The organism is Micromonospora sp. BQ32, assembly GCF_059358895.1.
This window is the reverse complement of record NZ_JCADBI010000001.1, coordinates 497,786-516,900: the sequence shown is the minus strand read 5'-3', so window position 1 is coordinate 516,900 and position 19,115 is coordinate 497,786. Positions and strand designations below refer to the sequence as shown.

Sequence of the window (19,115 nt, the reverse complement as noted above, 5' to 3'; positions counted from 1 at the left end):
TCAGTCGCCGGCCCCGCCCTGGAAGGGGCGCACCTCGATCGGCAGGGTGGTGGCCAGCGCGTAGCGGCGACCCCAGTGCATCGCGGCGTCCAGGTCCGGCACGTCGATGATGGTGATGCCGCCCAGGTACTCCTTGCCCTCCACGAACGGGCCGTCGGTGACCAGGACGTCGCCGTCGCGGGCGCGCAGCACGGTGGCGGTCTCCGGGCCGTGCAGTCCCTGGCCGAAGACCCACGAGCCGGTGGAGGCCAACTCGGCGCGCAGCTCACCGAGCTGGCGCATCACCCCGGCCAGAAACTCCGGGTCCGGAGGCAGCTCACCCTGCGGCTGGTGAAGGCTGAGCAGGTACAGCGTCATCGTTCCTCCTCGCGGGGGGCCGGCCCGTCGCCGACCTCTCATCCTCCACACGATCGGCCGCCGTCCAGATCGACAGGCCGGCGGAAAATTCTCGGCGGCCGACCAGCCCGGTGTTGGCATCCTTTGCTCTGCACCCGCGGACGCGACGGGTGCGAAGACACGGGTGTCGCGTCTGCGGGTGCAGAGCAAAGGACGAAGGACCGGGGGCAGGTCCGCCAGTGCCGCGACCGGAGCCGGTAGTCATGCCTGCGACGGTTGTGGGTAGACCGCTGTGTGGTCGACGGTTTACGGGTGGTCGTGGTCGGCGCCGGCTTTTCCGGTCTCGCGGCCGCGTTGGCGCTGAGCCGCGCCGGTGCCCAGGTGCGGGTGCTGGAGGCCCGCGACCGGGTGGGCGGACGAGTGTTGACCCGCTGGCTGCCCGAGCTCACGCAGCTCGACCTGGGGGCGCAGTGGATCGGGCCGACCCAGGACCGGATGTACGCGTTGGTCGCCGAGCACGGGCTGGCCACCTTTGCCTCGGCATCGGTCGGCGCGCCCACAGTGCTCTGGGCCGGTGAGCGCCGGGCCGAGCCGCCGGCGCAGGTCGGCCAGGTGCTCGGTCTGCTCGACGAGTACGCCGCACGACTCGACCCGGCCGCACCCTGGGCGACGCCGGAGGCCGAGGGGTGGGACCGGACGACCCTCGGCGGGTGGCTGGCCACCACGGCCGGGGACGACGACACCGCCGACTACCTGGGGCGGGTGCTCGCCGGCGGGCTGCTGGCCACCGGCGCGGACGAGCTGTCCCTGTTGCACATGCTGTTCTACCTGCGCAGCGCCGGCGGGACCGGGCCGTTGCTGGGGATGGCCGGCGGCGCGCAGCAGGACCGGATCGTGGGCGGGCCGGCTGCGCTGGCGGAGCGGATGGCCACCGCCCTGCCGCCGGGCACGCTGACGCTGGCCGCGCCGGTGCGAGCCATCGAACAGAGCGTCGACGGCGCGACCGCGTGGACCGACACCGGGCGCGTTGACGGCGACGCCGTGGTGGTCGCGCTGGCCCCGGCACTGGCCAGCCGGATCCGGTACGACCCGCCGCTGCCCCCGCTGCGTGACGGGCTCACCCAGCGCATGCCGATGGGGTCGGCGCTGAAGGTGCACGCCGTCTATCCGGAGCCGTTCTGGCGGGCCGACGGGCGCTCCGGGGTGGCCACCAGCACCGCCGGTCCGCTCACCGAGACAGTCGACAACTCCACCCCCACCTCGCCGCTCGGGGTGCTGACCGGGTTCAGCTACGCCACGGACGCCGCCGCGCTTCGCGGCATGTCCCCCGCGCGACGTCGGCAGGGCCTGCTGGAAGCGTTCGCCAACGTGGTCGGGCCGCGCGCCAAAAACCCGGTGGACCTCGTCGAGTACGACTGGTCGGCCGACGAGTGGACCCGAGGCTGCTTCTCCGGCGCGCTCGCCCCGGGCACCTGGCGGACGTATGGTCCGCACCTGCGGGCGCCGGTGGAGCGGGTGTACTGGGCAGGCACCGAGACGGCCACCCGCTGGAGTGGCTACCTGGAGGGCGCGGTGCGCGCCGGTGAGCGGGCGGCGACCGAGGTGCTGGCCGGCTGAGCCGGCACGACCGAGCCGGCCCGGTCTCGGCGGGACCGGGCCGGCCACGGCCCTGGGTACGACCCGGCCGACCCGGTCTCGAAGGACCGGGCCGGCACGGGCGCCCCGGTCAGGGGTAGGTGGTCAGGTACACCTGCTGGTTGGCCGCGTTCGCGGTGCCACCGGCGTTGTTGATCACCCGGTTGATGGTGCCGACGCCACCGAGCGAGACGGTGACCATGTTGGTGAAGCGCACGTTCGGGTTGTTGGGCACCTCGAACGCCCGCTCCTCCACGACGGCGGGATTGACGTTGAAGTAGCTGTAGCTGCCCAGCCCCCACGCCTGGTGACTGGTCACCGAATCGGCCACCTTGTACGCGGCGTAGCCGCGGGTCGACCCGTTCATCCAGGCCGCCTGGTTCGGTACGTCGTACGGCAGCTCGTTCTGGTAGAAGTACGTCCGCCCGCCGTTGCCGTTCCAGATGGTCTGGTACTTCTGGTAGTGCTCGACGAAGAGCCCGTACATGGTGACGTTGTCGCCGTTGACGATGAGCCCGGTGTCGGCGGTGTTCAGCGTCCACCCGGTCGGCACGCCGCTGGCCGCGTGGTCGGCCCGCCACAGCCACATGTGGTCGCCGATCACGTGGTCGCTGTTGACGGTCAGCGTGTTGGTGGCCTTGCCGACGTGCGGCCCGCCGATGCGGAAGAACACGTCGTGCAGCGAGGTGGGGTTGCTGGCGTGGCTCGCGGACGAGCCGGACGGACCGACCTCCATCAGCACCGGCGAGTTCGTCGTGCCGGCCTCGAACATGATGCCGGCCACCTTGACGCCGTCCACGTCGGCCACTCGCATCCCGACGCTGCCGTTGTCGGCCTGGATGGTGGCCAGACCGAGGCCGAGGACGACGGTGTCGGCCCGGTTGACCTGGATCGGCTCGGTGACGTGGTGCACGCCCGGGGTGAAGAGCAGGTGCCGGCCCTGGGCGAGGGCCGCGTTGATGGTGGCCGCGCTGGTGCCGGGCTGGACGACGTAGAACTGCGACAGCGAGATGGACGAGCCGGCCGGGGTCTTGTTGTACCAGCTGGTACCGGTGGAGTTGGTCCGCAGCGCCGGCACGAAGACCCGGTACTCACCGGTGCCGTCGACGTAGAGGAACGGCTTCTCCCGTACCTGGGGGGTCTGCGGGATGACGGTGTGCGACGGGTTGGGGAAGCTCGGCGCGGGGGCGCCGTTGACGCCCTGGAAGACCATGTTCCACACCGAGCCGGTCCAGCCGTTGCCGAACTCGCTGTTGCGCGAGTACCACTGCTGCTGCGAGCCGGAGACGACCAGGCCGTCGATGCGGGTGTCGGCCATCAGGCCGCCGCTGGACCAGCCGTCGCCACCGTTCCAGAGCTGGATCTGGTTTTGCGCGCCGCGCAGGTGCATCCGCCGGTACGGCGCGGCCTGGGACACCGCCCACCGCTCCACGGTCTGCCCGGCGGGCAGGGTGACCGACAGGTTCTCGGCGGCCCGCCAGAAGTTCTGGGTGGCGTTGCCGCCGAACCAGAACGCCTCGGTGCGGACGTGGCCGTTGAGGTTGACGTCGTCGGGGCTCATGCCGAGGCCGGCGACCTGGGTGAAGAAGCCGAGGTTGACGTCGGCGGTGTAGTTGCCGGGCTTGAACAACACCGCGTAGCGCTGCGGGCCGAACTGGTTGGTCTCCTGCTGGGTGAAGAGGGTGTTCAGTCGACTCTGGATGGTCGACGTCGGCGTGCTCGGGTCGAAGACGAAGGTGTTCGGCCCGAGGTTGGGGTTGTACGGGTCGGTCGTGCCGACCGGTGGCTCACTGGTGCCGCCGGTGGTGTTCACCGCCAGCTCCCACAGCGAGTAGCCGTAGGCGGTGCCCCGGGCGGTGCCGTACATCCGCAGGTAGCGCCCGCTGCCGGTGACGGTGAGGGACTGCGTGCCGCCGGCGGCCGTGGTGGTGGAGTAGATGGTGGTCCAGGTGGTCCCGTCGGCCGAGGTCTGCAGCTGGAAGGCCCGGGCGTACGCGGCCTCCCAGGTGAGCACCACCCGGCAGATGGTGCGGGTGCTGCCGAGGTCGACGCGCAGCCACTGGGGGTCGCTGGCGGCGCTGGCCCAGCGGGTGCCCGGGTTGCCGTCGACCGCGGCGGATGCCGCGAGGCCGGCGTCCTGAGCGGACGAGGCGGTCGCCGGGCTGCCCTGCGCGACGTTGGTGCTGCCGCAGGTCGGCGTGGTGCCGCCGGTCTCGCCGTACACCTGGAACTCCCAGAGCGAGTAGCCGTAGCCGGTGCCCCGGGCGGTGCCGTTCATCCGTACGTAGCGGCCGGCGCCGGTGACGGTGAGGTTCTGGGTGCCGCCGGTGCCGGTGGTGGTGGAGTAGATCGTCGTCCAGGTGGCCCCGTCGTCGGAGGTCTGGAGCTGGAAGGCGCGGCCGTAGGCGCCCTCCCAGAGCAGGTTCACCTGGCTGATGGTGGCCCGGGCACCCAGGTCGACCTGGAGCCACTGCGGGTCGCTGAACGCGCTGGCCCAGCGGGTGCCGGTGTTGCCGTCGACGGCGGCGGAGGCCGGGGTGCCGGCGTTCTCGCTGGACGAGGCGGTGGCGGGGCGGCCCTGGGACAGCAGGGTGGGCGCGGCCTGCGCGGGCGTGGTGGCGCCGGTCGGGGTGAGCGCCGCGACCAGGGCCACGGTGAGCCCGACGAGCAGGTGCCGGACGGTCCGCCGAGGACGCGGGCGTACGGATGTTGCACGAGATGTCATGACATCGCCTGTCGCTAGGGGGTTACGGGGGGTGCCGCGCGGATGGGATCGGCTCGCCCCGTGGCGCCGTGGGTGGTGCCGCCGATGCGGCGTCGCGGGTCGGAGAGCGCTCTCGTAGGAGTGTTGCGGCGAGATTGCGGCGGCGTCAAGACATCGATCTATAAGACTGTTATTTATCCCGAGGATTCTTTTTGGGTAATTTGCCGACGCCGCTGCCGTCGTCCCCGCTCAGCGGCGGACGCCACCCTCGGTGAGGAAGCGGGCGATCGGGAGGGTGGCCGCGCCCAGCGCCACCGCGTCCACCCCGAGCCGGCACAGCTCGATCGACGCCTGCTCGTACGGCTGGCGCAGCGCCTGCCGGCCGGCCGCCTCCCGCACGGCCGGCAGCAGGTCGCCGAGGGCCATCGCGGCCCAGCCGCCGAGCACCACGCGCTCCGGGTTGAACAGGTTGATCAGGTTGGCCACGCCGGCACCGAGGTAGCCGGCGGTGTCGTCCAGCACCCGTCGGGCGGTGGCCGAGGTCTCGGCGGCGGCGACCAACGCGGCGATCTGGGACTCCTCGTCCTCGCCCGGCACCGGTCGGCCCCGGCGCGCCTCCCGGTAGCGGTCGATGATCGCCTCCGCCCCGACGTACGCCTCCAGGCAGCCGCGCGCGCCGCACCGGCAGGCCCGGCCCCCGTACACCAGGGTGGTGTGCCCCCACTCCCCCGCGCTGCTGGACGCGCCGCGGTAGGTGGCGCCGTTGGTCACCACCGACGCGCCCACCCCGGAGCCGACCAGCGCGAAGACGGCGTGCCGGGCGCCCCGGCCGGCGCCGAACCACATTTCGGCCTGGCCGAGGGTCTTCGCGCCGTTGTCGATGTGCAGCGGCAGGTCGGTGCCGGCGCCGATCAGCCGCTCCAACGGCACCCGGTCCCAGCCGAGGGCCTGGGCGTGCACGACGGCCTCGGCGCCCTGCTCGACCACGCCGGAGACGCCGATGCCGACGCCGAGCACGTCGGCGGGGGCCACCCCGGCCTGGCCGGTGACCGCGTCGATGCCGGCCAGCACGTGCCCGGCCACCAGGTCGGGCTCGGTTCGGGCCGGGTCGAGCGGGTACTCGATGCTGGCCAGCAGGGTCATCGCGAAGTCGAACAGCTCCACCCGGACCCGGGTCTCGCCGACGTCCACGCCGATCACGAAGGCGAAGCGGGGCGCGATCCGCAGCAGCATGCTGGGCCGGCCGCCGTCGGACTCGGCGGCACCGGCCTCGGCGACCAGCCCCTCGTCGATCATGTCGGCCACCACGTTGCTGACCGCGGGCTGGCTCAGCCCGGTGCTGCGCACCAGGTCCTGCCGGGTGAGCGGGCCGTCCAGGAAGAGCTTGGTCAGCAGGGCGGACCGGTTGCGCAACCGCACACTGCGGTTGGTGGCACGCGCCAGCTCCACTCGTCACCTCGTTCCCGTCGGCCGTTCGAGGCGACTGTAACCGCCTCGTGCTTGACGACCCACCAGCCAGCAACTTTAATGACGACATAAATTAAGCCGTGATGTAACTCCCGGGAAACGCCGACGGACCCCGACGGCGCACCCCCGAACCCTGTCCGAAGCCGGCCGCCCGTCGCCCCGACCCCTATCGGCGACGAAGGTCGGTGGACCCCCACCACGCACCGGAAGGGCTGACCCGTGTCGAGACGACACCTCGGGATATTCACCGCCGCCGTACTGGCGGCCGCCTCGCTCACCGCCTGCGGTGGCTCCGGCGACGACTCCGCCGCATCACCCAAGACGCTCACCTACTGGGCCAGCAACCAGGGCGCCAGCCTGGAGGCCGACAAGACCATCCTCCAGCCCGAGCTGGACAAGTTCGAGAAGCAGACCGGGATCAAGGTCACCGTCGAGGTGGTCCCCTGGTCGGATCTGCTCAACCGCCTGCTGGCCGCCGCCGCCTCCGGCAAGGGCCCGGACGTGGTCAACATCGGCAACACCTGGTCGGCGTCGTTGCAGGCCACCGGCGCGCTGGTCGAGTTCGACGACGCCACCCTGCAGGCCGTCGGCGGCAAGGACCGGATCGTGCCCGCCGCGCTCGCCGCCGCCGGCGCCCCCGGCAAGCCGCCGGCCGCCGTGCCGCTCTACAGCATGGCGTACAGCCTGTACTACAACAAGAAGTCGTTCGCCGACGCCGGCCTCACCGCGCCGCCGACCACCTGGGAGCAGCTCGCCGAGTACGGCAAGAAGTTGAGCACCGGCGGCAAGTGGGGCCTGGCGATCGAGGGTGCCAACCCGTCGGAGAACGCCCACCACGCCTTCACCTTCAGCCAGCAGTACGGCGGTGAGTGGTTCGACTCGGCCGGCAAGCCGACCTTCGACACCCCGCAGAACGTCTCGGCGATCAAGCGGTACATCGACTTCATGGCCGCCGACAAGATCACCAACCCGAGCAACGCCGAGTACGCGCAGAACCAGTCGGTCTCCGACTTCGCCAACGGCAAGGCCGCCATGCTGCTGTGGCAGTCCGCCGGGTCGAACCTGAAGACGCAGAACATGCCCGCAGACGCGTACGGGGTGGCCCCGGTGCCGTTCCTGGCCAGCCCGCCGGCCGGCGGCAAGAAGGTCAACAGCATGGTCGCCGGGATCAACATGGCGGTCTTCAAGCACACCAAGAACCGCGACGGCGCGCTGAGCTTCGTGAAGTTCATGACCAGCGACGAGGAGCAGACGCTCCTCAACAAGACGTACGGATCGCTGCCGGCGGTGAAGACGGCGGCCTCCGACCCGGCGTTCAGCGCCCCGGAGCAGAAGACCATCCAGGAGACCCTCGTCACCACCGCGGCCCCACTGCCGCAGGTGCCCGAGGAGAGCACCTTCGAGACCCTGGTCGGCACCGCGATGAAGGAGTTGTTCGCCGACGCGGCCAGCGGCAAGCCGGTCACCGAGGAGTCGGTGAAGGCCAAGCTGACCGACGCGCAGCAGAAGATGCGCTGACCCAGGCGTCACCGGTGGCCGTGGTCGGGCGCTGAGCCCGGCCACGGCCACCGCCTCCGAGAGGACCCCGATGGCAACCAGCACCACCGCGCCGGACGCCGACCGGCGCGAACCCCGGGCCGGGTCACCGGCCCGGGGGCCGGCCCGCCGGCCCCGCGGCCCCCGCCGCTCGCTCCTGCCGTATCTGCTGCTCGCACCGGCCATCGTGCTGGAACTCGCCATCCACGTGATCCCGATGGTGGTCGGGGTCTGGATGAGCCTGCTGGAGCTGACCCAGTTCCACATCCGCGACTGGTCCACCGCGCCCTTCATCGGGCTGGAGAACTACCGGGCGACGCTCGACCTGAACAGCGCCGCCGGCAAGGAACTGCTGCACTCGTTCTGGGTCACCCTGGCCTATAGCCTGCTCTCGGTCGGGTTCGCCTGGCTGCTCGGCATCTCGGCGGCGGTCGTCCTGCAACGGCCGTTCCGTGGACGGGCCATCCTGCGGGCGCTCTTCCTCACCCCGTACGCGCTGCCGGTCTACGCCGCAGTGATCACCTGGAGCTTCCTGCTGCAACGCGACACCGGCCTGGTCAACCACGTGCTCGTGGACCAGCTCGGGCTGATGAACGAGCGACCGTTCTGGTTGATCGGCGACAACAGCTTCTGGTCGCTGCTGGTGGTGTCCGTCTGGCGTAACTGGCCGTTCGCGTTCCTGTGCCTGATGGCCGGGTTGCAGAACGTGCCCGGTGAGCTGTACGAGGCCGCCGCGATCGACGGCGCCGGGTTCTGGCGTCGGCTGCGCTCGGTCACCCTGCCGATGCTGCGGCCGGTCAACCTGGTGCTGCTGCTGGTGCTGTTCCTGTGGACGTTCAACGACTTCAACACCCCGTTCGTGCTGTTCGGCGGCTCCGCGCCGGAGCAGGCCGACCTGATCTCCATCCACATCTACCGCAGCTCCTTCAAGACCTGGGACTTCGGCTCCGGGTCGGCGATGTCGGTGGCGCTGCTGCTGTTCCTGCTGGTCGTCTCGGCCGCGTACCTGCTGATCACCAACCGTCGGAGGGACGACCATGCGTGAGACCGCCGGTGAGCGCTGGGGCCGGCGCATCGTGCTGACCCTGCTCGCCCTCTTCGTCGTCATCCCGCTCTACGTGATGGTCACCTCGGCAGCCAAGCCGTTGCAGGACGTGCAGAACGGCTTCACCTGGTGGCCCAGCCGGCCCACCCTGCAACCGTTCATCGACATGTGGAGCACCGTGCCGCTGGCCCGGTACCTGGTGAACAGCCTGGTGGTGTCGAGCATCGCGGCGGTCTGCTCGGTGGCGGTGGCCATCTTCGCCGCGTTCGCGGTGAGCCGGTACCGGTTCCGCGGTCGGGGTGTCTTCTCGGTGACGGTGCTGTCCACCCAGATGTTCCCCGGCATCCTGTTCCTGCTGCCGCTGTTCCTCATCTACGTCAACCTGGGCAACGCCACCGGCATCGAGCTGTACGCCAGCCGTACCGGCCTGGTCATCACGTACCTGACCTTCTCGTTGCCGTTCTCGATCTGGATGCTGGTCGGCTACTTCGACTCGATCCCCCGGGGTCTGGACGAGGCGGCGCAGGTCGACGGGGCCGGTCCGCTGCGCACCCTGTTCCAGGTCATCCTGCCGGCCGCCGTGCCCGGCGTCGTCGCGGTCACCGTGTACGCGTTCATGACCGCGTGGGGTGAGGTGCTCTTCGCCTCGGTGATGACCGACGAGGGCAGTCGCACCCTGGCCGTCGGCCTGCAGGGCTACTCCACCCAGTTCAACGTCTACTGGAACCAGATCATGGCCGCTTCGCTGGTGGTCAGCATCCCGGTCGTCGTCGGGTTCCTGGCCCTACAGCGCTACTTCGTCGCCGGCCTCACCGCCGGCGCGGTCAAGTGAGTCATCCAACCCCAGAGGAGAACCGACCCGTGCCCGACCTGTCCAAGCTGCCACCCGACTTCCTCTGGGGTGTCGCCACGGCGGCGTACCAGATCGAGGGGGCCGTCGACGTCGACGGCCGGGCACCGTCCATCTGGGACACCTTCTCGGCGACCCCCGGCAACGTCGACAACGGCGACACCGGCGCGGTGGCGTGCGACCACTACCACCGGTGGCCGGAGGACCTGGCGCTGCTGCGCCGACTCGGCGTGGACGCGTACCGTTTCTCGGTGGCCTGGCCCCGGGTCATGCCCGACGGCGTCGGACGGGTCAACGCCCCCGGGCTGGACTTCTACGATCGGCTCGTCGACACGTTGCTCACCGACGGGATCCGGCCGTTCGTCACGCTGTACCACTGGGATCTGCCGCAGCTCCTCCAGGACCGGGGCGGTTGGCCGGAGCGCGCCACCGCCGAGGCGTTCGCCGACTACGCGGCGGTGGTGGCCGCCCGCCTCGGTGACCGGGTCGCCGACTGGTGCACCGTCAACGAGCCGCTCTGCGTGTGCTGGATCGGGCACCTGGAGGGCAACATGGCCCCCGGCGAGCGGGACCTCACCCGGGCGGTGCACGCCTCGCACCACGTGCTGCTCGGGCACGGGCTGGCCACCCAGGCGATCCGCGCCAACGCCGCCCGGCCGGCCTCGGTGGGTCTGGTGGTCAACCTCAGCCCGATCGAGGCGGCGACCGACCGACCCGAGGACGTCGCGGCGGCCCGCCGGGCCGACGGGCACGTCAACCGGTGGTGGCTGGACCCGATCCACGGGCGCGGCTACCCCGCCGACATGATCGCCACCTACGGGGTCGAGCCGCCGGTGCGCGGCGACGACCTGGCGGTGATCGCCACGCCGACGGACTTCCTCGGGGTGAACTACTACTTCCGTCAGCTGGTGGTCGACGACCCGACCGGCGCCGCGCCGTACGCCCGGCAGGTGCCGGTGCCCGGCTCGGTGGAGACCGCGATGGGCTGGGAGATGTACCCGGCGGGCCTGGAGCGGCTGCTCGTCGACGTGCACGAGGAGTACCGGCCGGGTCGGATCATCGTCACCGAGAGCGGCTCGGCGTGGCCGGACGAGGTCACCCCGGACGGCACGGTGGAGGACAAGGAGCGCACCGACCACCTGGAGCAGCACCTGGCCGCGTGCGCGTCGGCGGTGGCCCGGGGGGTTCCCCTGGACGGCTACTTCGTCTGGTCGCTGCTGGACAACTTCGAGTGGGCGTACGGCTACGACAAGCGCTTCGGGCTGGTGCACGTCGACTACGCCACCCAGCGCCGGACGGTGAAGGCGAGCGGTCTGCGCTACGCCGAGCTGATCCGTGCCCACCAGCGGCTCGCCCGCACCACCGGCACCGCGACGCCGGTGGCCTGAACGGGGGCGGTGCGAGCGGCCGCCCGGGGTGTCGACCCCGGGCGGCCGTTCCCGTCCCAATCGGACGAAACCGCCACCGACCGCGTTGCCGAGTGGCTAGCCTGCGGCAATGTCCGCAGCACCTGACGAGGTCGAACAGCCCGATCCCACGGGGCGAGTGTCCGCCACCGACCGGATGACGGCCTTCAGCGACGGCGTCTTCGCCATCGTCATCACGCTGCTGGTCATCGAGTTGCGGGTACCCGAATACCACGAGGGCGAGCTGCTCACGGGCCTGCTCGGCGAGGGCGCCTCCTACCTGGCCTTCGTGGTGTCCTTCGTCTACATCGGGGTGCTCTGGCTCAACCACCACGCGCTGCTGCGGCTGATCCGCGGCACGACGCTCGCGCTGAGCTGGATCAACCTCGGCGTGCTCTTCGGCGCGGTGATCATTCCGTTCCCCACCGCGGTGCTGGCGTCGGCGTTCACCCACGGCGACACCGACGACCAGCGCGCGGCTGTCGCCCTGTACGCGCTGGCCGCCGCCCTGATGTCGGCCCCCTGGCTGGTGTTCTTCGGCTACCTGCACCGCCACCCGGCGCTGCTGGAGCGGCGGGTCAACCCCGAGTACGTGCGGATGCAGCGGCTGCGACCGGTCACCGGCCTGATCCTGTACGGGCTCAGTGGTCTGCTCGGCTGGTTCGTCAGCCCGCTGCTGGGCCTGATCGGCGTCATCGTCATGATCGCCTATCACGCGGTCACCAGCGAGGGGCTGCCCCGCTGGCTGACCCGTCGCTGACCGGGCACAGTCGGAGCAGCTCGGCCGGGGTGTCCACGTCGACCGGGGAGCCGACATCGTCGCAGGGCACCTCGACCACCAGGTCCGGCCGGTCGTGCAGCAGTTCGCGGGCACCCCGGTCGCCGACGGCGTACCCGCTCAGCAGCGGCCAGGTCCGCCGGCCCAGCAGGATCGGGTGCCCGGGCCGGCCGCCGTAGGTGGCGACCGCGATGACCGCGCCGTCGGCGTACGCCGCGCGCACCCGGCGCACCGCGACCGGGCTGAGCAGCGGCTGGTCGACGAGGACGACGACGGCGGCCGGTACGTCGGCCGGCAGCGAGGCCAGGCCCCGCAGCAGCGACGAACCCAGCCCGTCGGGCCAGTGGTCGTGCCGGACCGGCACCGCGCCGGGCAGGTCGGGCACGTCGTCGGCACCCGCGCCGAGCACCACGTGCACGGGTGCGCAGCCACCGTCGCCGAGCAGCCGGATCGCGCGCCGCACCAGCGGCTCGCCGTCCAGCTCGACCAGCGCCTTCGGCCGGCCGTAGCGCCGCCCGGCGCCGGCGGCCAGCAGCAGCCCGGCGGTCACCGGCGTCACCTCCCGTACAAGTGCTTTGCGTTATTCGCCCTGAGATATACCGACAAAGCTAGTCTGGGCCGGTGCAGCGCGGACCGGAGAACGCGACGACGATCGACGAGCGCCACTCGTCCCGGGTGACGGTCGAGGTCAACGGCGCGTCCCGCGAGGTGACCCTGGACAACCGCACCACCCTGCTGGACGCGCTGCGCGAGCACCTCGATCTGACCGGGGCGAAGAAGGGCTGCGACCACGGCCAGTGCGGCTCCTGCACGGTGCTGCTGGACGGCCGCCGGGTGAAAAGCTGCCTGGTCTTCGCGGTCACCGTGGACGGTCGGTCGGTGCTGACCGTCGAGGGGCTGGCCGGACCCGACGAGCTGTCCCCGATGCAGGCCGCCTTCATCGCGCACGACGCGTTCCAGTGCGGGTACTGCACGCCCGGGCAGCTCTGCTCCGCCCGCGGCATGCTCGACGAGGTCTCCCAGGGTTGGCCCAGCGCCGTCACCGAGGACCTGACCATGCCCGCCGAGCTGACCGACGCGGAGATCCGCGAGCGGATGGCCGGCAACCTGTGCCGCTGCGCCGCGTACCCGCACATCGTCGCGGCCGTGCGCGAGACGGCGGCGACCTCGTGAGGGCGTTCCGCTACCACCGGCCCGCCGACGTGGCCGACGCGGTCGCCGTGCTGGCGGCCGAACCGCAGGCTGCCTACCTGGGCGGCGGCACCAACCTGGTCGACCTCATGAAGCTCGGGGTGCAGCGCCCCGACGTGCTGGTGGACGTGACCCGGCTCCCGCTGGACACCGTCGAGGAGCTGCCCGACGGCGGGCTGCGGATCGGCGCGACCGTCCGCAACAGCGACCTCGCGGCCCACCCGGCGGTGCGCCGCGACTACCCGGTGCTGGCCCGCGCGCTGCTCGCCGCCGCCTCCGGGCAGCTGCGCAACATGGCCACCACCGGCGGCAACCTGTTGCAGCGCACCCGCTGCGTCTACTTCCAGGACACCGGCAAGGCGTGCAACAAACGGGAGCCGGGCAGCGGTTGCGCCGCCCTGCACGGGCAGAACCGCGACCTGGCGGTGCTGGACTGGTCCGAACAGTGCGTGGCCACCCACCCGTCCGACCTGGCCGTCGCGCTGGCCGCCCTCGACACCGTGGTGGAGGTGCACGAGTCCGACGGGCCCCGCGACCTTCCGATCGCCGACCTCTACCGCTCCCCCGGCACCCACCCGGAACGGGAGACCACCCTGGCCCGGGGCGCGCTGATCACCGCCGTCCGGCTACCGCCACTACCGGCCGCGCGCCGCTCGACGTACCTGAAGGTGCGCGACCGGGCCTCGTTCGCCTTCGCCGTCGGCTCGGTGGCCGCGGTGTTGGACCTCGACGGGGACGTGGTCCGCGACGTGCGGTTGGCGTACGGGGCGGTGGCGCATCGTCCGTGGCGGGCGTACCGGGCCGAGGAGGAGCTGCGCGGCCGTCCGTTCAGCCCGGAGCTGGCGGCACGGGCCGCCGACGCGGAGCTGGCCGAGGCGCGCCCGCTGCGGCACAACGGCTTCAAGCTGCCGCTGACCCGGGCCATCACCGTGCGGGCGCTCAGCGAGCTGGCGTCGTCGTGAGCACCGACGCGGTCGGCCGCGCGTACCCCCGGTTGGAGGGACGCGAGAAGGTCACCGGCACGGCCCGCTACGCGGTGGAGTACCCGGTGGACGGGATCAGCTACGGCTGGGCGGTGCCGTCTGCGGTGGTACGGGGCCGGATCACCCGGGTCGACACCACGGCGGCGCTCGCGGTGCCGGGCGTGCTGGCCGTCCTGCACCACGGCAACGCGCCCCGCCTCGCGCCCGGCCCGGAGCCGGAGCTGTGGCTGTTGCAGGAGCCGGCGGTGCACTACCGGGGGCAGTACATCGCCGTGGTGGTGGCGACCAGCCTGGAGGCGGCCCGCGAGGGCGCCCGGCTGGTTGGGATCGACTACGACGCCGGCCCGCACAGCACCGTGCTCACCGATCACCACCCCGGCCTGTACCAACCGGATCACGTCAACCCCAACTATCCGACGGACACCGCCGACGGTGACTTCGACGCCGGGTACGCGGCCGCCCCGGTGCGGGTGGACGCCACCTACCGCACCCCGGCCTACCACAACAACCCGATGGAGCCGCACGCCACGACGGCGCAGTGGCGCGACGGGCGGCTGCTGGTGCACGACTCCAACCAGGGCGCGTCGTCGGTACGGGCCACCCTGGCCGAGCTGTTCGAGGTGCCCCCGGAGTCGGTCCGGGTCGTCGCGCAGCACGTCGGTGGCGGCTTCGGCAGCAAGGGGTACGCCAAGGCCGCGGTGGTGCTGGCCGCGCTCGCGGCCCGGCACGTGGACCGACCGGTCAGGCTGGCGCTGACCCGTCAGCAGTTGTTCGGGCCGATCGGGTACCGCACCCCCACCATCCAACGGGTCCGTCTCGCCACCGATGCCGACGGGCGACTCACCGCCATCTGCCACGACGCGATCAGCCAGACCTCGACCATCCGGGAGTTCGCCGAGCAGACCGCCGTCTACACCCGCAGCATGTACGCCGCACCGCACCGCCGCACCACGCACCGGCTGGTCCGCCTCGACGTGCCCACGCCGTTCTGGATGCGCGCACCCGGCGAGTGCCCCGGCGCGTACGCCCTGGAGTCGGCGATGGACGAGCTGGCCATCGCCGTCGGTATCGACCCGGTGGAGCTGCGCATCCGCAACGACACGGAGGTCGACCCCGACCAGGGGCGGCCGTTCACCAGCCGCAACCTGGTGGCCTGCCTACGTGAGGGTGCGCAGCGGTTCGGCTGGACGGACCGGGACCCGACGCCCCGCGCTCGCCGCGACGGGCGCTGGCTGATCGGCACGGGGGTGGCCGGGTCGAGCTACCCGGCCCGGGCCAGGCCGTCGTCCGCCAGGGCCACCGCCCGGCCCGACGGGAGCTTCCTGGTGCAGGTCAACGCCACCGACATCGGCACCGGTGCGCGGACGGCGATCTGGCAGGTGGCCGCCGACGCGCTCGGGGCGCCGCCGGAACGGGTGGAGATCCGCATCGGCGACAGCGCCCTGCCGACCGCGCCGGTGGCCGGGGGCTCGATGGGCACCTCCAGTTGGAGCTGGGCGGTGATCCGGGCCGCTGAGGCGCTGCGCGAGAAGCTGCGGGACGCCCCGGGCGCAGCGCCGATGGACGAGGTGACCGCCGAGGCCGATACCACCGACGAGGTGGGTGGGCAGCCCGCGCTGCCCCGGTACGCGTACGGGGCGCAGTTCGTCGAGGTGCGGGTGGACGCGGACACCGGCGAGGTCCGGCTGAGCCGGATGCTCGGGGTGTTCGCGGCGGGGCGGGTGGTGAACCCGACGACGGCGCGCAGCCAGCTCATCGGCGGCATGACGATGGGGTTGTCGATGGCGCTGCACGAGGAGGGCGTGCTCGACGAGCGGTACGGCGACTGGGTCAACCACGACCTGGCCACCTACCACATCACCGGCTGCGCGGACGTGGAGTCCATCGAGGCGTACTGGCTGGACGAGCGGGACGACGAGCTGAACCCGGCCGGGGTGAAGGGCATCGGTGAGATCGGCATCGTCGGCGCCGCGGCGGCGGTGGCCAACGCGGTACACCACGCGACCGGCGTACGGATCCGGGACCTGCCGATCCGGCTGGACAAGCTCATCGGAGTATCGGACTTGGCTTAAATAAGCTGTCGGTGATACAACTGTCCTCGTGCACGCCTTCGACGTGCTGGGCGATCCGGTCCGGCGCCGCATCCTGGAGCTGCTCGCCGACGGCGAGCAGACCGCCGGTGCGGTCAGCACGGTCATCCGCGAGGAGTTCGGCATCTCCCAGCCCGCCGTGTCCCAGCACCTCAAGGTGCTGCGCGACAACGGCTTCGCCACCGTGCGGCCGGAGGGCACCCGGCGGCTCTACGCGGTCGACCCACGCCCACTGCGCGAGGTCGACGGCTGGCTGGAGCACTTCCGCCGGTTCTGGGCCCCACCCCTGGCGGCACTCGCCACCGAGCTGGCCCGGGGCCGACGTGAGCGTCGGCTACGCGGCCCCGCCGACCCACCCGACGAGAGGAACACCTGATGTTCGACGCCACCGAGCAGATCAACGCCGTCCAGCGGAAGGTCGGCAGCCGCACCCTGGAAGCCGGCGAGGCGCGGGTCACCACGATCAGCCAGACCTACCAGGCGACGGTCGAGGACCTGTGGGACGCCTGCACCAGCGCCGAGCGCATCCCGCGCTGGTTCCTGCCGATCTCCGGCGAGCTGCGGCTGGGCGGCACGTACCAGCTCCAGGGCAACGCCCACGGCACCATCGAGAGCTGCGAGCCGCCGCACCGCTTCGCCGCCACCTGGGAGATGGGCGGCGAGGTGAGCTGGATCGAGGTGCGGGTCACCCCGGTCGGCGACGAGCGGGCCCGTCTCGATCTGGACCACATCGCGCACGTCGACCAGGACCGGTGGGCCCAGTTCGGGCCGGGCGCGGTCGGCGTCGGGTGGGACCTCGGGCTGCTCGGCCTCGCCTCGCACCTGGCCGGCGACGGCAGCGGAATCACCCCGGAACAGGGCGCCGAGTGGACCGCCTCCGCCGAGGGACGACGGGCCATGGAGCTGAGCAGCCAGCTGTGGTGCGAGGCGAGCATCGCCGCCGGCACCGACGCCGACGAGGCGAAGGCCGCCGCCGAACGCACCACCGCCTTCTACACGGGCGACCCGGCGGCCTGAGCGGGACGGGCAGCGCCGGCGGCGACCCGGGCACGGTGCCCGGGCGCCGAAGGCGGCGGCGCGACGGCCTGAGCGGAGATCGGAGTAACGTGCTGCGGCATGACCGGCACGCCGTACTCGCACTGCTCCTACTGCGGCGCCGCCTACCCGGTGGCCGCCGGATGGCCGCGACTCTGCGCGGTCTGCGGCGAGACCGTCTGGCGCAACCCACTGCCGGTGGCGGTCGCGGTGCTGCCGGTCCGCACGGCCGAGGGCCTGGGTGTGGTGGTGGTCCGCCGGGACATCGAGCCGGCCCGCGGCCTGCTCGCGCTGCCCGGCGGCTTCATCGAGTACGGCGAGGAGTGGTCCGACGCGCTCGTCCGTGAGCTGCGGGAGGAGACCGGCCTGATCGCGGCGGCCGAGGACGCCCGCCTGTTCGCGGTGCACGGCGCACCGGCGGGCGGCACGATGATGGTCTTCGGAGTGCTGCCCGAGCGGGCGGCCGAGGACCTGCCCCCGTCGGCGCCGACCGAGGAGGCGACCGAGTGGCTGGTCCTCACCGACCCGGTCGAGCTGGCGTTCTCCACCCACACCCGGGTACTCGCCGACTTCCTCACCCCCGCTCGGTAACTGCCTCGTCCGGTGCACCCTCGGTGATCGGCAGCAGGACCCGGAAGGTGGTGCGGCCCGGCTCGGTCTCCACCCGGATGTCGCCGTGGTGCTTGTGCACCACGATCCGGTACGAGATGTCCAGCCCCAGGCCGGTGCCCGCGCCGACCGGCTTCGTGGTGAAGAACGGCTCGAAGATGCGCGGACGCACCTCCGGCGGGATGCCCGGCCCGGTGTCGGTGATCTCCACCGCCAGCAGGTCGCCGAACCGCCCGGTGCGGACGGTCAGCACACCCTTCTCCCCCATCGCGCCCAGCGCGTTGTCGATCAGGTTGGTCCACACCTGGTTCAGCTCGGCCGCGTACGCCGGAACCGGTGGCAGGCCCCGGTCGTACTCGCGGACCAGCTTGACCTCGGCGGGGATCTTGCCCTTGAACATCACCAGGGTGGCGTCGAGCAGGTCGTGCACGTCCACCACCCGGTGCGGCGCGCGGTCCAGCTGCGAGTACTGCTTGGCGGCGCCGACCAGCCCGGAGATCCGGGTGACCGCGTCGCCGATCTCACGCATCAGCAGCTCGGTGTCGACCGTGTAGGTGAGCCAGCGCACCGCCGCCTCCAGGTCCGCGGCCCCGACCGCCGCCTTCACCTGCGCCAACCAGGCCGCGTCGAGCCCACCGCCGACCAGGATCGGCGCCAGGTCCCAGGCCCCGCCGACCCCGTGCTCCTCCAGCCAGTCGGTGAGGGTGTCCTCGGCGTCGGCGGTGGCCATCGGCGTCAACTTCGGCGCGGTGGCCACCCGGGCCACCGCCTCCTCCTGCAACGCGACCAGGCCGTGCAGGGCGCTGCCGTCGAGCCGCCCGTCGGCGATCATGGCGAGCTTGTGCCGCATCCCGGCGACCCGGTCCCGCAGCACCGACGTGGCCCGCACCGCCGCCGCGGCCGGGTTGTTCAGCTCGTGGGTCAGGCCCGCCGAGAGCGAGCCGAGGGCCAGCAGCCGCTCGCGCTCGCCGACGATGGCCTGACTGTCCCGCATCCCGAAGAACAGCCCCTCCAACAGGTGCATGGGCATCGGGAACCAGGACCGCAAGGCGTCCGCGAAGTCCTCCGCCGGCAGCACGAAGAAGTCCGCGTCGGTCACCGCCCGCAGGCTGTTGCGGTAGACCTGCTCGACCTGCTCACCCAGGTACGCCTGAGTGGCCCCGCCGTACACCCCGCGCTGGTCGGTCCGGCTGACCTCGACGTCGTCGCCGCGCACCAGGCGACTCAACGCCACCGCCCCGCGCACCAGCACGAAGAAGCAGGTCGCGGGCTCGCCCTCGCCGTACACGAGGGTGCCGCCGGCGCGCTGCTCGACCCGGCCGTGCTCGGCCAGCCAGTCGAGCTGCCCGTCGTCCAGCGCCTCGAACAGGAACAGAGTGCGCAACTGCGCCGGTGTCAGCCGGTCAGACTCGATGGTCACTGGGACTCCTCCGCTCGCGACTGCGCTCGC

The 19,115-nt window shown here is 72.0% G+C and carries 17 protein-coding genes; 12 read left to right on the top strand and 5 right to left on the bottom strand.

What is annotated here, in order from left to right:
* A complete protein-coding gene (locus tag AC5L30_RS02195; RefSeq protein ID WP_494864917.1) occupies window positions 1-357 on the bottom strand; it encodes a YciI family protein in 357 nt (118 codons plus the stop codon).
* A gap of 291 nt (window positions 358-648) precedes the next feature.
* On the opposite strand from AC5L30_RS02195, the gene AC5L30_RS02190 reads away from it, so the two are divergent.
* The gene (locus AC5L30_RS02190; RefSeq protein WP_494864915.1) at window positions 649-1,953 is read left to right on the top strand and encodes a flavin monoamine oxidase family protein; all 1,305 of its coding nucleotides are present in this window, start codon (window positions 649-651) and stop codon (window positions 1,951-1,953) included.
* Window positions 1,954-2,062: 109 nt separating this feature from the next.
* Here the strand turns inward: AC5L30_RS02190 and AC5L30_RS02185 are convergent, their stop codons facing one another.
* Both AC5L30_RS02185 and AC5L30_RS02180 read right to left on the bottom strand, forming a co-directional pair.
* Window positions 2,063-4,696 carry a pectate lyase-like domain-containing protein gene (locus tag AC5L30_RS02185; RefSeq protein ID WP_494864914.1) on the bottom strand — a complete coding sequence of 878 codons (2,634 nt, stop codon included), beginning with the start codon at window positions 4,694-4,696 and terminating at the stop codon, window positions 2,063-2,065.
* 228 nt (window positions 4,697-4,924) lie between these two features.
* Complete coding sequence (locus tag AC5L30_RS02180) at window positions 4,925-6,124, bottom strand: ROK family transcriptional regulator (RefSeq protein WP_494864913.1); 1,200 nt, start codon at window positions 6,122-6,124, stop codon at window positions 4,925-4,927.
* Between the two features lie 237 nt (window positions 6,125-6,361).
* Here AC5L30_RS02180 and AC5L30_RS02175 point away from each other — a divergent pair, with 237 nt between their 5' ends.
* The 5 genes from AC5L30_RS02175 to AC5L30_RS02155 all read left to right on the top strand — a co-directional run bounded on the left by AC5L30_RS02175 (window position 6,362) and on the right by AC5L30_RS02155 (window position 11,739).
* The gene (locus AC5L30_RS02175; protein WP_494864912.1) at window positions 6,362-7,660 is read left to right on the top strand and encodes a sugar ABC transporter substrate-binding protein; all 1,299 of its coding nucleotides are present in this window, start codon (window positions 6,362-6,364) and stop codon (window positions 7,658-7,660) included.
* Between the two features lie 70 nt (window positions 7,661-7,730).
* Window positions 7,731-8,723 carry a carbohydrate ABC transporter permease gene (locus tag AC5L30_RS02170; protein WP_494864911.1) on the top strand — a complete coding sequence of 331 codons (993 nt, stop codon included), beginning with the start codon at window positions 7,731-7,733 and terminating at the stop codon, window positions 8,721-8,723.
* Window positions 8,716-9,555: a carbohydrate ABC transporter permease gene (locus AC5L30_RS02165; protein ID WP_203122170.1), complete on the top strand. Its 840-nt coding sequence runs from the start codon at window positions 8,716-8,718 to the stop codon at window positions 9,553-9,555. The genes AC5L30_RS02170 and AC5L30_RS02165 overlap by 8 nt, the downstream gene beginning before the upstream one ends.
* A 29-nt stretch (window positions 9,556-9,584) precedes the next feature.
* Entirely contained in the window at window positions 9,585-10,961 is a 1,377-nt protein-coding gene (locus AC5L30_RS02160; RefSeq protein ID WP_494864909.1) for a GH1 family beta-glucosidase, read from the top strand.
* Window positions 10,962-11,070: 109 nt separating this feature from the next.
* A complete protein-coding gene (locus AC5L30_RS02155; RefSeq protein WP_494864908.1) occupies window positions 11,071-11,739 on the top strand; it encodes a TMEM175 family protein in 669 nt (222 codons plus the stop codon).
* On the opposite strand, the gene AC5L30_RS02150 is transcribed toward AC5L30_RS02155, so the two are convergent.
* On the bottom strand, window positions 11,699-12,307 hold the full coding sequence (locus AC5L30_RS02150) for a nucleotidyltransferase family protein (RefSeq protein ID WP_494864907.1): 609 nt from the start codon (window positions 12,305-12,307) through the stop codon (window positions 11,699-11,701). The two genes, AC5L30_RS02155 and AC5L30_RS02150, sit on opposite strands and share 41 nt — an antisense overlap.
* 125 nt (window positions 12,308-12,432) lie before the next feature.
* Between AC5L30_RS02150 and AC5L30_RS02145 the strand changes: the two genes are divergently transcribed.
* From AC5L30_RS02145 to AC5L30_RS02120, 6 genes are all read left to right on the top strand, one after another.
* On the top strand, window positions 12,433-12,930 hold the full coding sequence (locus tag AC5L30_RS02145; RefSeq protein WP_494865312.1) for a 2Fe-2S iron-sulfur cluster-binding protein: 498 nt from the start codon (window positions 12,433-12,435) through the stop codon (window positions 12,928-12,930).
* The gene (locus AC5L30_RS02140; protein WP_494864906.1) at window positions 12,927-13,910 is read left to right on the top strand and encodes an FAD binding domain-containing protein; all 984 of its coding nucleotides are present in this window, start codon (window positions 12,927-12,929) and stop codon (window positions 13,908-13,910) included. Before AC5L30_RS02145 ends, AC5L30_RS02140 begins: the two co-directional genes overlap by 4 nt.
* Entirely contained in the window at window positions 13,907-16,003 is a 2,097-nt protein-coding gene (locus AC5L30_RS02135; protein ID WP_494864905.1) for a xanthine dehydrogenase family protein molybdopterin-binding subunit, read from the top strand. The genes AC5L30_RS02140 and AC5L30_RS02135 overlap by 4 nt, the downstream gene beginning before the upstream one ends.
* A gap of 28 nt (window positions 16,004-16,031) precedes the next feature.
* Complete coding sequence (locus tag AC5L30_RS02130; RefSeq protein ID WP_494864904.1) at window positions 16,032-16,397, top strand: ArsR/SmtB family transcription factor; 366 nt, start codon at window positions 16,032-16,034, stop codon at window positions 16,395-16,397.
* The gene (locus AC5L30_RS02125) at window positions 16,397-17,038 is read left to right on the top strand and encodes an SRPBCC family protein (protein WP_494864903.1); all 642 of its coding nucleotides are present in this window, start codon (window positions 16,397-16,399) and stop codon (window positions 17,036-17,038) included. Before AC5L30_RS02130 ends, AC5L30_RS02125 begins: the two co-directional genes overlap by 1 nt.
* A 99-nt stretch (window positions 17,039-17,137) precedes the next feature.
* Window positions 17,138-17,647, top strand: coding sequence for an NUDIX domain-containing protein (locus AC5L30_RS02120; RefSeq protein WP_494864902.1), 510 nt, complete (start codon window positions 17,138-17,140; stop codon window positions 17,645-17,647).
* On the opposite strand, the gene AC5L30_RS02115 is transcribed toward AC5L30_RS02120, so the two are convergent.
* Window positions 17,631-19,085 carry an ATP-binding protein gene (locus AC5L30_RS02115; RefSeq protein WP_494864901.1) on the bottom strand — a complete coding sequence of 485 codons (1,455 nt, stop codon included), beginning with the start codon at window positions 19,083-19,085 and terminating at the stop codon, window positions 17,631-17,633. The genes AC5L30_RS02120 and AC5L30_RS02115 overlap by 17 nt on opposite strands.
* Window positions 19,086-19,115 lie beyond the last annotated feature (30 nt).

Coding starts and splice junctions, on each gene's coding strand:
- AC5L30_RS02125 (WP_494864903.1), top strand. CDS start 16,397: ATGTTCGACGCCACCGAGCAGATCAACGCCGTCCAGCGGAAGGTCGGC.
- AC5L30_RS02195 (WP_494864917.1), bottom strand. CDS start 357: ATGACGCTGTACCTGCTCAGCCTTCACCAGCCGCAGGGTGAGCTGCCT.
- AC5L30_RS02165 (WP_203122170.1), top strand. CDS start 8,716: ATGCGTGAGACCGCCGGTGAGCGCTGGGGCCGGCGCATCGTGCTGACC.
- AC5L30_RS02185 (WP_494864914.1), bottom strand. CDS start 4,696: ATGACATCTCGTGCAACATCCGTACGCCCGCGTCCTCGGCGGACCGTC.
- AC5L30_RS02170 (WP_494864911.1), top strand. CDS start 7,731: ATGGCAACCAGCACCACCGCGCCGGACGCCGACCGGCGCGAACCCCGG.
- AC5L30_RS02120 (WP_494864902.1), top strand. CDS start 17,138: ATGACCGGCACGCCGTACTCGCACTGCTCCTACTGCGGCGCCGCCTAC.
- AC5L30_RS02155 (WP_494864908.1), top strand. CDS start 11,071: ATGTCCGCAGCACCTGACGAGGTCGAACAGCCCGATCCCACGGGGCGA.